This is a genomic window from Parabacteroides sp. PFB2-10, from assembly GCF_029893085.1.
Classification (GTDB): domain Bacteria; phylum Bacteroidota; class Bacteroidia; order Bacteroidales; family Tannerellaceae; genus QVMG01.
Map to the genome: position 1 here is coordinate 52,667 of NZ_JARXWI010000018.1, position 12,822 is coordinate 65,488.

11 protein-coding genes, 1 tRNA gene and 1 pseudogene are annotated in these 12,822 nt (G+C 39.0%); 8 read left to right on the plus strand and 5 right to left on the minus strand.

Annotated features, from left to right (window positions below; genetic code table 11):
* The 4 genes and pseudogenes from M2137_RS12970 (at nt 1) to M2137_RS12985 (ending at nt 6,230) form a co-directional block, all read left to right on the plus strand.
* Entirely contained in the window at nt 1-2,184 is a 2,184-nt protein-coding gene (locus tag M2137_RS12970; protein WP_280766872.1) for a hypothetical protein, read from the plus strand.
* Nucleotides 2,177-3,229: a DUF1848 domain-containing protein gene (locus M2137_RS12975; RefSeq protein WP_280766873.1), complete on the plus strand. Its 1,053-nt coding sequence runs from the start codon at nt 2,177-2,179 to the stop codon at nt 3,227-3,229. The genes M2137_RS12970 and M2137_RS12975 overlap by 8 nt, the downstream gene beginning before the upstream one ends.
* A pseudogene (locus M2137_RS12980) lies at nt 3,230-4,564 on the plus strand (site-specific integrase); the annotation flags it as partial. It abuts the gene before it with no gap.
* 181 nt (nt 4,565-4,745) lie between these two features.
* Nucleotides 4,746-6,230 carry an RNA-binding domain-containing protein gene (locus M2137_RS12985; RefSeq protein WP_280766874.1) on the plus strand — a complete coding sequence of 495 codons (1,485 nt, stop codon included), beginning with the start codon at nt 4,746-4,748 and terminating at the stop codon, nt 6,228-6,230.
* An 85-nt stretch (nt 6,231-6,315) separates the two neighbouring features.
* Here M2137_RS12985 and M2137_RS12990 read toward each other — a convergent pair whose 3' ends face one another.
* On the minus strand, nt 6,316-6,903 hold the full coding sequence (locus M2137_RS12990; RefSeq protein WP_280766875.1) for a hypothetical protein: 588 nt from the start codon (nt 6,901-6,903) through the stop codon (nt 6,316-6,318).
* Between the two features lie 76 nt (nt 6,904-6,979).
* Here M2137_RS12990 and M2137_RS12995 point away from each other — a divergent pair, with 76 nt between their 5' ends.
* Nucleotides 6,980-7,546, plus strand: coding sequence for a DUF6043 family protein (locus tag M2137_RS12995; RefSeq protein ID WP_280766876.1), 567 nt, complete (start codon nt 6,980-6,982; stop codon nt 7,544-7,546).
* 219 nt (nt 7,547-7,765) lie between these two features.
* Here M2137_RS12995 and M2137_RS13000 read toward each other — a convergent pair.
* Nucleotides 7,766-7,849: transfer RNA gene (locus M2137_RS13000), tRNA-Leu, on the minus strand.
* Between the two features lie 110 nt (nt 7,850-7,959).
* A complete protein-coding gene (locus tag M2137_RS13005; RefSeq protein ID WP_280766877.1) occupies nt 7,960-8,718 on the minus strand; it encodes a lysophospholipid acyltransferase family protein in 759 nt (252 codons plus the stop codon).
* Between the two features lie 446 nt (nt 8,719-9,164).
* Here M2137_RS13005 and M2137_RS13010 point away from each other — a divergent pair, with 446 nt between their 5' ends.
* Nucleotides 9,165-10,403 (plus strand): site-specific integrase, encoded by a 1,239-nt coding sequence (locus M2137_RS13010; protein WP_280766878.1) that lies wholly within the window; start codon nt 9,165-9,167, stop codon nt 10,401-10,403.
* Between the two features lie 68 nt (nt 10,404-10,471).
* Here the strand turns inward: M2137_RS13010 and M2137_RS13015 are convergent, their stop codons facing one another.
* Together M2137_RS13015 and M2137_RS13020 are read right to left on the minus strand one after the other, a co-directional pair.
* Nucleotides 10,472-10,795 (minus strand): helix-turn-helix domain-containing protein, encoded by a 324-nt coding sequence (locus M2137_RS13015; protein WP_280766879.1) that lies wholly within the window; start codon nt 10,793-10,795, stop codon nt 10,472-10,474.
* Complete coding sequence (locus M2137_RS13020; protein WP_280766880.1) at nt 10,785-11,084, minus strand: helix-turn-helix domain-containing protein; 300 nt, start codon at nt 11,082-11,084, stop codon at nt 10,785-10,787. Before M2137_RS13020 ends, M2137_RS13015 begins: the two co-directional genes overlap by 11 nt.
* Nucleotides 11,085-11,727: 643 nt before the next feature.
* Between M2137_RS13020 and M2137_RS13025 the strand changes: the two genes are divergently transcribed.
* Nucleotides 11,728-11,964, plus strand: coding sequence for a hypothetical protein (locus M2137_RS13025; RefSeq protein ID WP_151934557.1), 237 nt, complete (start codon nt 11,728-11,730; stop codon nt 11,962-11,964).
* Between the two features lie 11 nt (nt 11,965-11,975).
* Nucleotides 11,976-12,617 (plus strand): hypothetical protein, encoded by a 642-nt coding sequence (locus M2137_RS13030; RefSeq protein WP_280766881.1) that lies wholly within the window; start codon nt 11,976-11,978, stop codon nt 12,615-12,617.
* Nucleotides 12,618-12,822 lie beyond the last annotated feature (205 nt).

Consider the following 12,822-nt stretch of genomic DNA (forward strand, 5'->3'; position numbering starts at 1 on the left):
ATGAAATACTATATAGCTTTATCAAGTTTGAATATAGACAATATACTTTCTTCCGAAAGCATATCTCCGTATTCATTCTACTCTAAAAGAGATTTTGGTTATAGGACATTCCAAAAGCTGGATCACATATCAATCAACAATAGTCTTGTTCTTTTTTCAGAGATTCCATTTTTTGAAATTCGAGATTTGGAGAATGAAAATTATCCAATGGTGATTGAAATAGAAGATGATTATCAGTTAAATGAAAAGAATCGAATCCAAAAGATAAATTCAAATAATCCGATTTGTGATATTTATCTTTGTAGTAAAACAATTTATTTAACCCCATGGAATTGTAGAATATTCTTTTTCTCTTCGCAAGCGATGAGATTAGCTATCTTGAAGTGCGAGGATAGTCTCTGCAATAAAATAGGAAATTTATTTAGGATAGAATTAATTACACCAAACAAGTTTTTTGCTTTAACAGAAATATTAAATGAAAAATCTTTTTCTGATTTTGATTTTGAAATAAATGAAATTTCAAAAGATAATAAGATAAATAAAATAAAAGGTTTCTTGTATGGCTATTATTTAGGAGCCACTAAATCGTTACCTAAAGAAATTGGCCAGCTCTTGGGAATCCAAAAGCACATTTATAATCTTGTATCATCAATAATCAGCAATAAAGATGGGAATAATGAGCTATTTAAAATAAAAATAGAAGCCTTGGATAAAGAGTATGACAAAATTGATCCACACAAAAGAAAATTGAAAGAGTTATGGGAAGAAATGCTCTTAAAATTTTCTTCTGAAAATGATAAAAATGAATTCAATAATATTTTGAGAAATCTTAATGTTGCATATCAGGCGAAAATGAATTTTGCTAGTCAACACAATATTCCCATTCGAAGACATACTTATTTATCTACAGTAATCTCATCAAATTGGATTGATTATAGAGATGAATTATGTAATTACACAAAAAAAATCATTGATGAAGGCAAGAATTTAAGTTGTGAGCTTGACTTAATAAACAACATCCTCATTCAAGATGACTATTCTACAGTTTCTATACAAGGAGAAAATACAGAAATGTACAATAGCATTATGGCACAGTTCTTTTTTGATAGAGCCATAACTATAGAAGATTTGAGATTAAGAATACGTGACATAACAAAAGAAATTGTCTCTGAAATAAAATCAATAATAGAGATTAGGGGAGGCATCTGGGATGAAAGTATCAATAACGAAACAAAATATCTAAAAGATTTACAAAGAAATATGATAAAGAATGAGCCATTTAATTTGCAAACAGCTCCTGATGTGTGTTTGTTGTCAATCGCTGCATTTCTTCTCAAAGGGGATGATTACGAGGACTTAATGCGCTATTTGGAAGAAAATGGGGTTTCAGATTATAAATATGTCTTAGGACTATGGGGTGCGGCATGTGGATATGTGGATATGCCCAAAACGATCTTTAATCAGGTGTTAAAAAATAAAAATGTTTTCTGCGAAGCATTTAAGTCAATTTATTATTTGCTATTAAAAGAAAAACTTAATGGAGGATTTCCTGAGATCGATATAACACTAGAAACAGGAAGAAAGCAAGAAGAAAAAGGAGGTGACGTATTCTCTCCAAAAGTGAAAAAATCAACAAAAAATAAAGAAAAGAAGGTGGCAGGTATAAAGGAAGAAGATCCTGAAGAAAAGTGTATCCGAGAAAAATTGAAACAAGCAAAAATAACAGAAAAACAAATAGATTCAGTTATTGATGCTTGGAAAAATAATCATTTTTTAATAAACGAAAAATTGTTTTCCATTATTCCCAATCAAAGAAAAACAACTATTGAAAAAATTAAAACAGTTTTGTTACCAAATCAACAAAAAATACCCCTACAGCAAGAACCTACATTAGATTTTAGTTCCCTGCCAGAAAAAGAATTTTATTTAGATGAAAATGTATTGTCTTTTTTAGAAGTACCGAGCAATAAGAAAAAAGAAGTAAAAGAAGAAATAGATTGGATACAGAAGGTACACAAAGATGGAGGCTACAAAATAAAGACAGGTTCTTGGAAGTCGTTAACAGATCATTCAAACAAGGAAGTTATCAAACATTTTGAGAATAACTCAAAAGGTAGAATTGAGCCTAATCTTTTAAATCAAATAGTTGTCAAACTTAAAGAATTATATTTGTCCAATGAGTGATAAAATCCAAATAATGACCGACAATGGAACTAATGTTGAAGCTCAGGCTCCAATAATAATATCCGCGAGCAGAAGTACTGATATACCAGCGTTTTATGCTAAATGGTTTGTCAACAGACTGAAAGCTGGATACGTCATTTGGTACAATCCTTTTAACCAGCAGCCGACATACATTTCTTTTAAGAATTGTAAAGTCATAGTTTTTTGGACCAAGAACCCTAAACCTTTAATCCCGTTCCTGAATGAGTTGGATAAAAGAGGTATTAATTATTATTTTCAATATACGCTCAATGACTATGAGAAAGAGAGGTTCGAACCCAATGTGCCGAGTTTGGCAAGCAGAATAGGTACATTTAAGGAGCTTGCAACTTTGATCGGGAAAGACAAAGTTATATGGCGATTTGATCCTATTATGTTGACCAATGAAATTACCCCAAGAATATTGTTAACTCGCATTTGGCATATTGGGAATGCCTTAAAAGGCTTTACAAACAAACTCGTTTTTAGTTTTATAGATGTCAAGGCATATCGTAAGGTTCAAAATAATCTTATTAAAGAAACGAAGTCTTTCACTAAAGAAAACTTGAATATAGCGGAGCCAAGCCAAGAGCAAATAGCTGAAATTGTTGAGGGGCTTGCGAAAATACGCGAGGCGTGGACGAAAGATGGATGGAAGATCTCGATGGCTACTTGTGCTGAAGAAGTTGACTTAGATAAATACGGCATCGAACATAATCGTTGTATAGACGGAGAATTGATGAAACAAATCTTTTCCAGTGATGCTGATTTAATTTATTATCTCAATTATGGCAAACTGCCTGAAAAGACTTTGTTCGGAAACGAATCAAATATTTCGCTAAAGCTAGTTAACATGAAGGATAAGGGACAAAGAAAAACATGTGGTTGCATGACAAGTAAGGATATAGGAATGTATAATACTTGTTCTCATTATTGCGTTTACTGTTATGCTAACACTTCAAGAAATGTAGTTGGGGCGAATAAGGAAAAACTTAATGATATGAACGAAAGTTTGATCCCAAAATAGAAGGTTTCTGCATTTCTAAGAAAGACCGCTAAGAAGAATGATACGGATAGTCAAGCGACCATCTACTTCCGTTTGCGAGACAAAAATAAGGATTTCAAATCGGCAAGCGAATTGACGATTAACCCGAACCATTGGAGCCCGGAGAAGCAAGGCTACAAAGACCGGGTTGCCTTGATAAACGATGAAGTGAAAATGAAGTTGAGAAATGATATTCAAAGTATCATATCTCTCATCACTCAGAATTATACAGAAGATGCCGATGCTGAATGGTTGAGCGAAATGATCGACCGCTACCACCATCCCGACAAATACAAAACCCAAGAAGAGGTCGAAGCAGAAACGAAACTTACTTTTGGGCAGCTTATGGATGACTTCCTTTTGAAACATAAACTCTCTGAGGTAAGGCGGAAAAATTTCCGAGTAGTCAAGAGAGCATTGCTTCGTTATGAATTATATGTAAGAGCGACCAAGCGAGGACAGAAGTCGTTTGTGTTAGACATTGACAATGTAACACCTGATACGCTACAAGATATTTGGAATTTCTTTGAGAATGAGCACAAATATTACGAATTGTATCCGGCTATTTATGAGCAAATCCCAGAAAAACGGATACCGAAGCCGAGAGGACGAAACACACTGATTGATTGCTTTTGCCGGATAAGAACCTTTTTCCTGTGGTGTTATGAGAAAAAGAGAACCACAAACAGACCATTCGACAATTTTAGAATTGAGGAATGTACATACGGAACACCTGTTTACATCACATTAGAAGAACGTGATAAACTCTACGAGAAAGACCTATCAGAACATAAGCAAGTAGAAATCCAACGAGATATATTTGTATTTCAAAGTCTGATAGGTTGTCGGGTTGGTGACTTATATCGAATGACAAAGCAAAATGTAATCAACGGTGCAATAGAGTATATTCCCAGAAAGACAAAAGAAGGGAATCCGGTAACGGTAAGAGTCCCTTTGAACGACAAAGCAAAAGCTATATTAGAGAAGTATAAAGATCATGAAGGGAACAAACTCCTTCCATTCATTTCAGAGCAGAAATACAATGATGCCATAAAGAAAGCCTTTGAACTGGCAGAGGTAAACAGAATCGTTACTATTCTTGACCCACTCACAAATGAAGAAGTTAAGAAACCGCTATATGAAGTCGCCAGTAGCCACATGGCTCGGCGGACATTCATCGGGAATATCTACAAAAAAGTGAAAGACCCGAATCTGATCGGAGCGTTGAGCGGACACAAGGAAGGGAGCAAAGCTTTTAGCCGTTATCGGGAGATAGACGAGGAAATGAAAAAAGAATTAGTAAATCTGTTGGATTAATCGACGTTTTTTTGCTTTTCACTGATTATAATCGACGAAATTTTGCAATACATTGTCAACAGCTTTATATAATCGACGTTTTTTGACTATGCGGATAATAAAACGCAAACGATAATGTGAAGAAAGAATTAATAGGTATGTCAGAATAAAAATATACTTTTGTTTTAAATATCAGAATTTTATGATTTCAAAAGACCAGATAAAGGAATTACTTGTAGATATTGAGAATGAACGTGTTGAGCGAACGATTTCTACAAAGGACACGGAAAAATTTGCCAAAGCGATCTGTGCTTTTGCCAATGATCTTTCTAATAAGAAGCTCCCTGGCTACTTAATGGTAGGCACTCATGATGATGGCTCATTGAATGGATTAAAAGTTACAGACGAGTTGTTGAGAAATCTTGCCGGTCTTCGTTCCGATGGAAACATCCAGCCAAAACCTGCCTTGATGGTTGAAAAGGTATCGTTCCCCGAAGGAGATCTGGCGGTAGTTGAAGTTCTGCCGAGCAAAATTACACCTGTCAAATATAAGGGTACAACTTACGTTCGTATTGGAGCAAGAAAAAGTGAAGCGAATGAGGAGGAAGATAGGATTCTCCGTGAGAAAAGTGAAGTAAAATCTCCCACATTCGACACTACTCCTTGTTTACATAGTACGATTGATGATTTGGATTTGGACTTGTTTAAGACAGAATACCTTCCGAAATTCGTGAAAGCAAGCGTTTTAAAAAACGACAAGAGAGAGCTCAAACAACAATTAGCCTCTCTGCAGCTATTTGATTTATTACACGATTGTCCGACTGTCGCAGGGGTTTTGTTGATAGGGAAAGACCCAAAACACATTCTCTTTGGTTCATATATTCAATACGTGCAATTTGAAGGGAAAACTCGAACGTCCAAAGTACTAAACGAAAGGCAATTCTCAGGCAATTTGCTAACAATGCTGAAGGAGTTAGATTATTTTATCAAATACACTATTCAAAAGCAACGCCCGGTATTTGTTACGGTCTTACGAGAAGAAATGAGAATCAATTATCCATACGAAGCTATGCGAGAATTGGCAATGAACCTTGTTATGCACCGGAATTATCAAACAAATGCTCCTGCCAAATTTTACGAGTATTCCGATAGGATTGAAATGGATAATCCCGGAAATCTTTATGGGAAGGTTAGTCCCGAAAATTTCCCCAATGAGACAGACTATCGTAATCCAGTTATTGCCGTTGCGATGAAAACACTTGGCTATGTAAATCAGTTTGGACGAGGGGTCGAAACGGTTCAAGAGGAATTGGTGGCAAATAAAAATGGCTTAGCTGTCTTTAAGTTTGAAGACATTACAACTTTCAAGGCTATTGTTATGAATGCTGATGAAGCAGAAAAGGAGAGAAATAGTGCAGAAAGTGATGCAGATGGTGCAGAAAAGTCGGAGAAAAGTCGGAGAAGTGTCGGAGAAGTGTCGGAGAAGAATGTCGGAGAAAAATTGACCGAAAGACAGAAGGCGATCTTGCAACATATTGAACAGAATAATGTAATTTCTGCTAAAGAGATCTCCGCATTGTTGCAAATTGCAGATAGGACAGTCGAAAGAGATATACAAAAGTTAAAGGAGAAAGGTTTCCTTGAACGTATTGGTGGAGATAGAGGCGGTTACTGGGAAATAAAATAACCCACTTTACAGGTATATATCGCAAATTCAATCAATTACCATGTAATGGTTGTGCGATTTTCTATAAATGATATCGGATGCATCATTATTTCTTGAGCCGGTTAATATGCTCCAGCAACCGATCAAAGTAATCCATAAGACCTTCGCCTTTTTCAACAGGAAAGGTTTGAAACGATAACACAAAATTATCGAGCAATGCGTCATACTCTTTGAACTTTTCTTGCAGCAGGTTTTCATCTCCGGTCTCCCAGTAACGGCTATCATCCTTCAACTTGAAATCTGTTAAATATTTACTTTCCAGATGTCTAAATAAATTTATGATGATAGCATGTGTAGCCATTCCCGCAAATTGTGTTTTAGCAAATAGACGGTAAATATAGTCTCTTTCGGTTGCGTTTTTAGAATTACCGAAAAGGTAGATGCCCGACGAACAAGCCATAACACCATTAGAGAGAAACGTTAAAGAGATTGTTTCACATTCAGGTGGAGTAAAGCTTATTCCATAAATTGGACTGAAATGTTCTTGCTCGTTCAAAGTGTTGTTCGGAAAAACAGTTTCGGCAATACGATATTTCCATCCATAAACAGAACAAACATCTTTCACTTCTTCAATTAAGAGAGGCAAAGAAGCTGCATCCTTAATTCGTCCACTATAATGTATGCTTAAACCCATGAGAATGTAGATTGATTCACAAAAGTAACTCTTTTTGTGAAATGCTGATTATCTTTGTTGTAGCAATTATTTTGATATGAGCCAACAAGATTTTGATAACTTCAAGCAACAGATAAAAGACTGGATGGATTCTCACCCTGAGGAATACGATTGCTTTGAGGAAGAGATGAACCGAAAGGATAATGCCGGTTACCAGCAAATTCTTACAAAGGCTTTCTCTTTGGTGCCGAAGTATCAGAAGATCATTCGAAAAAGAGTTAACCAGGCATCAACAGAAGATGTTTCTGATATAGAAACTCTCTTTTCTGAAAACAATCTTGCAGAGTCCTTGATAAACGAATTTGAGAACTCTTCTCCAGAATCTATTGTGCCAGCAATGCTTTCATGGCTTTACTTTGGAAAGAGCTTTGAACGGATGGTGGAACGTGGTGAAGAGATACGGCGTAATCCAGAGACGACCTTTGCCGAAAAAATTGTCATTTCGCCTGTTATCAAATTAGTCATAGCTCGATCCATTAGTTTGGGGCTGCGAACAAAGGCAGATTGGGAAGAGCATCGAGAGTTGATGAAGTTGGCAGAAAGTGAAAATGTCATAATCATCCAGAAGCTTTTGCTTCTATATTGCACATTGTCAGCAGCCTGATTCACACAATCTTGCAACAGGTGTAATTGTAGTTATTTTTTTAGGATGGTAACGGCTCAATGGGGGATGAATAGTTGCAAATATAACAAGAAACGCTTAATTATGTTCATTCTGAAAGAAAGATATTCCATTTTTGGATGCTTGGGAACAATTTGGGAACAAACCCTCAAAAGAAAAAGCCTAATTGATTGATTTTCAATTAGGCTTTTGTTTTAACCGTACCCAGAGCCGGGATCGAACCGGCATGGGAATTACCCCACTGGTGTTTGAGACCAGCGCGTCTACCAATTCCGCCATCTGGGCATGTTTCAATATGTTTGCTTGGAGAATTTCTTCTAAAAGCGTTGCAAAGGTATGCATATTTTTTTATCTGCCAAATTTTAGGCGTTTTTTATATCTTCATATATTCTATCTTATGATACGAAAATGGAAGTAGAGTGCAACGCCAAGCCTTCAATAACAGCTCTCTCTGTTCGCTCGAATGTCTCAGCGAAGGACTGCTCTTTGACAGGAAACGGCGGATGGATGGTAACGATCAGTTCGTTCCCCAATCCCAACGGAAAAATACCCCAGCGAGTCATCTTCCAGGAGTTGTGGATCGTAACCGGAGCCATATAAGCCGAAGGGGCGTATTTGCATAGGATTTTCAGTCCGTTCTCCGCAAAACGGCGGGGTTCTCCTGTCCGGCTTCTGGTTCCCTCCGGGAAAATAACAGCCGAACGGTTATTGGTTTCAATGTATTTCCCCAAGGAGGCAATCGCCGATAAGGCCTGTTTCGGATCTTTGCGGTCGATTACAACCGAACCACCGTGATTCAGGTTGTAGGAGATGCTGGGGATGCCTTTGCTCAATTCAATCTTACTGACAAATTTGGGATGTATCTTGCGCATAAACCAGCCGATCGTAGTGATATCGTACATACTTTGATGATTCGCTGCGATAATAAGCGGCACGTTCTGGAGCAGGTTTTCCGGATATTCAATTCTGTAACGTGTCCCCAACAGGTAAGTATTAGCGACCAGAAAGAAATTCAATAGATCAACACTCCGTTTATGCGCTTTATAGCCAAACAGATTGAAACAAATCCATTGGATAGGATGAAAAACCAGTATAATACAGAGAAACAATAGATAATAAATAATCGACAAGGGAACAGACAATATCTTTTGCATACAAGTAGTTTATAAATAAGTGTAAAAATAGAGAATGCTGAGTGCAATCAAGCTTGCTTGAATTGCCGAAGCGCATCCTATCTTATGCAAAAATACAGAATAAAAAAGTAAAAAGAAGCAGAATAGCGAAAGTTAATTGAAAATCAGGCGTTTCAAACGATTTTCGGTTTTACCGCACGGACAAGTAAAGTCATTAAAAAGACACTTAAAGCCCCGGAACGTAACCATATTCGTAACTCGTTTGTCTGACTTATGGATTACCCGGTATATCAGTAACGACGCTGTTTCTACGCTTTTTGCTCGTTTATTCCTCCCCAAAGGTAATATTTTGGACGGACAGCGGCAAAAAATCCGATAGAATGATGCGTATGTATTGAATCACAATAATTTGCGTAACGACAGATAACTCAATTAGAATTAATTTTGAACCAATAAAAAATTGAGTTATGCGAAGTACATTTAACGTGCTTTTCTACGTGAAGAAAAGCCAGCCGAAGAAAAACGGATTGTGCCCTGTAATGGGTCGTATTACTATTGACGGCAAAGCCGTTCAATTCAGTTGCAAATTTGACATCGACCCCAAAATTTGGGACGTGGATGCAGGCCGGGCTTCCGGGCGAAGTGAACAAGCCCGCGAAGCTAACCGCCTGCTCGATCAGGTGGGCGCAAGCCTTACAAAGCACTACCGCGAGATAGTGAACCGCGACGGCTATGTAAGTGCCGAGAAAGTGAAAAATGCCTACCTGGGTATGGATATGCGGTGCGAAACCCTGCTTAAAGTGTTTGCACGCCATAATGAAGATTTTGAAAAAATGTATCAGGCAGGCGGTCGCAGTTGGAGAACACTCTATCGGTATCAGCGTGTATATAAGCTGCTGGAAGAATTTATAAAACACCGATACAACCGCACCGATATTGCCCTAAAGGAGATACAGCCCGCCTTTATTACCGATTTTGAATTATTCCTACGCACCGAAAAAGATTGCGGCTCGACAACAATATGGGTCTATATGATGCCTTTACAAAGAATGATTACGACTGCCATTAATAACGGTTGGCTTCAACGAAACCCTTTTTTTGAATATAGCATTAAGCCCGAAGTGGCAGACCGGGGATTTCTGACAAAAGATGAAATTAAGGTGCTTATGGAGGCTCAATTTTCTGATGATGATATGACATTAGCACGGGATATGTTCATATTTTGCTGTTTCACGGGTTTTGCCTACACCGACCTTTACAGCATGACGATTGACAACCTGCAAAGTTCCTTCGATACAAAACACCAATGGCTCGTAAAGCGCCGGGATAAAAGCAATGTATCATCGACCGTGCCTGTGTTGGAAATTCCAATGAAGATACTGGAGAAGTATAAAGGGCTTGCCTCCGGGGATAAATTACTGCCTGCCCCCTGTTATCCGAGAGCGAAATATTTGCTGAAACTGATAGAAAAAGAGTGCGGTTTGGAAAAGCATATTACCTGGCACGTTGCCCGCCACACATACGCGACGGAAATATGCCTTACCAACGGCGTACCTATCGAATCCCTTGCGAAAATGCTGGGTCATAAGAATATCCGCACAACACAGATTTACGCCAAAATCACGCATGAAAAGTTAAGCCGGGATGCCGATTTACTTGCAAACCGTCTTAACGGGATAGCAGAATTTAAGGCGGCTTCATTTTAATACAGCCCATAAAAAAGCGGGCAGGCTACCGAAAGCCTGCCCGCTTTTAGTGTTTATCTCCGGCGGGCTTATTTGTACGCCTCCCGGTAGCTTTCGTCTAACATCTTTTGCAGATCGCTTTCGCGGTAGAGGATTTTACCCCCTATCTGACAATAGGGTATTTTACCCTCGTTGCGGTAGTCCTGCAATGTACGGCGGCTTATCTTTAACCGCTGCGATACTTCTTTATCGGTCAGGTATCTTTCGCCGTTCAATACAGGCTTATAGTTTTTTGCCATTAACTCCAGGCGGATAAATACTTTTTCTATTGACCGGAATAACTGAACCATGCGCGGGTTATCCTTTGTAACCAGGTCGCCCCCTAAATCTGAATATTCGGGATTATTTTTCATGGCGCACCTCCTTCCCTTCGGACATATCACTAATCAACCTTTCCACATCTTCGGGCTTATAATACATCATTCGATTAATCTGCGTATAGGACAATCTGCCGCTATCCCGCAGGGATTGCAGCGTCCTTTTACTGACATTCAGAATAGCACAAACGTCCTGCCCGTCCAGCCATTTTTTTAACTCCTTCCCGCCACTCTGTTCACATAGGGCGTCCACCTTGCGGACGATCTGCTCGAAGCGTTCCATTAACGCCTCATACGTGCGGCCTTCTATACTTATTATTTCCATATCATTAATCTTTTTTCGTTCGTAAAAATCACGGGATAACAAAGATAAAGCATTAAAAATCACGCTGTATCAATGCTTCGGTCGCTGGATGCTTGTGGCTTCGTGTGGCTCCGGTAAAATCCATTTGTCACCCGTCCGGCTTCCTCAATTATCCGCCTTTTGCGCCGCCGCTAACGGTTAAGCGGCGGCGAGTGATTTTGTTCTGTCCTATCATAATTTCTTCCCCATTTTAATCGGTATGCTACTCTGCGCCTATTAGAGTGTTTCGATTTCAGGCGCGAAAATACTTCCGTGCCGTGCGCCACAAAAGGCGACCGTCAGGGTTTGGAATGTGCAAAAAAATCTTCCGACATCCCCTGCGGGGACGTGGCGTATTTTATTCGCCCAATCTTTTAACCCCTTTCCCGGTTGGTTACGCGAAAAATCTTCCTCTTTCCCTCCTTCATCTATCCGGGCGAGCGTATTTCACGCAAAAACAGCCTACGCCTTTTTATCGGATGCTCCGCACCCGTGCCTGGTCGTAGGCTGTTTTTGTTCGCGCAAGCCTTGTGTGGGCTTCTTCACGGGATTTTCCTGCCCCCGAAACTCGAACACTCCATACCGGCTCCGAGCAGCATTGCGGTTAAAAAAAAGGTCAGAAATTATGAAACGAACAGAAAAAAATAGTGAAACCCGATCCTCCAACCTTCCAATCAGCATTGGGTTGGTTTTGAAGATAGCTTTTGTAGTTACGGGCTTTGCCCTTTGGGGTTGGTCTTTCGTGGCGGTGGTAGTGGGTATTTACATACTCTTTATAGTAGCGAAAACCCTGCTTTCCTGCCTTGTTTCCCTGCTCGTTCTGGCAATCATAATCACGCTGGCAATAGGTTTAATCTTCTAAAAATTACGGACATGAGAGATTTTATTAGTATTTCAGAGATAAGCAGATACGGCTTACAGTTATCAGACTATCAACAAAAAAATTTAGAGGGCTTACGGAAACAGTTTGCACCGTTCGCGCCTGTCTGCAAAACCGTCGAAGTGCTTTATATAAGCCATTATGACGATAAGTACCATGCCGAAGATGTTGCGGTATTCCTTGACTATAAAGGCTATCTGTTAAGGGCTTATAAGCACCATTATACAGATAAGGTTTACCGCTTTTGTCTTGTCGAACAGTACAGGCATAAGCACACCCACAATTACACGAACAGAAACGAAATGCCTAATAAAGTCGGGAAACCGACCCCGGCAAAAATGGATATTTGGCTTGCCTACCTTTTGAACGAGGAAGAAGAAAAAAAGGCATACGCACAAAAGTACATAGACGAGGAAACAGCGTTCCGGGCAGAACTGGCAAAGTTAGGCGATGCCGTCAAATGGTACGACAACGGTAACAGGGGGCATATCGTAATGAATAACCTTGTTTTTGACTTTACGATTGAGGCGTGCTACATAAACAAGACGGTAAAAATAGACCGTAGCTACGATTTAGGGCTTTCCGGCTTTCTCCAAATGGCAGATAATAAGTACCGACCCACCAAACAGCAGTAATAAACCGGGCGGGGAAACCCGCCCATAAAATCCCATAAACAACAATTTTAATCACTTTAATAAATTTCAATTATGACAACGAACAAGAACAACGGCACAGCCGTAGCAGGTGGAAATTCCATTGAACGTGACCCCCTTCGGCCAATTTAAACTGACCCCTTAAAGTTGCGTTTCAAAACGTGGTCATTTTTGTAGTTGTTTTTGA

Coding starts and splice junctions, on each gene's coding strand:
- M2137_RS13010 (WP_280766878.1), top strand. CDS start 9,165: ATGCGAAGTACATTTAACGTGCTTTTCTACGTGAAGAAAAGCCAGCCG.
- M2137_RS12995 (WP_280766876.1), top strand. CDS start 6,980: ATGAGCCAACAAGATTTTGATAACTTCAAGCAACAGATAAAAGACTGG.
- M2137_RS12985 (WP_280766874.1), top strand. CDS start 4,746: ATGATTTCAAAAGACCAGATAAAGGAATTACTTGTAGATATTGAGAAT.
- M2137_RS12975 (WP_280766873.1), top strand. CDS start 2,177: ATGAGTGATAAAATCCAAATAATGACCGACAATGGAACTAATGTTGAA.
- M2137_RS13030 (WP_280766881.1), top strand. CDS start 11,976: ATGAGAGATTTTATTAGTATTTCAGAGATAAGCAGATACGGCTTACAG.
- M2137_RS13025 (WP_151934557.1), top strand. CDS start 11,728: ATGAAACGAACAGAAAAAAATAGTGAAACCCGATCCTCCAACCTTCCA.
- M2137_RS12990 (WP_280766875.1), bottom strand. CDS start 6,903: ATGGGTTTAAGCATACATTATAGTGGACGAATTAAGGATGCAGCTTCT.
- M2137_RS13020 (WP_280766880.1), bottom strand. CDS start 11,084: ATGGAAATAATAAGTATAGAAGGCCGCACGTATGAGGCGTTAATGGAA.
- M2137_RS13015 (WP_280766879.1), bottom strand. CDS start 10,795: ATGAAAAATAATCCCGAATATTCAGATTTAGGGGGCGACCTGGTTACA.
- M2137_RS13005 (WP_280766877.1), bottom strand. CDS start 8,718: ATGCAAAAGATATTGTCTGTTCCCTTGTCGATTATTTATTATCTATTG.
- M2137_RS12970 (WP_280766872.1), top strand. CDS start 1: ATGAAATACTATATAGCTTTATCAAGTTTGAATATAGACAATATACTT.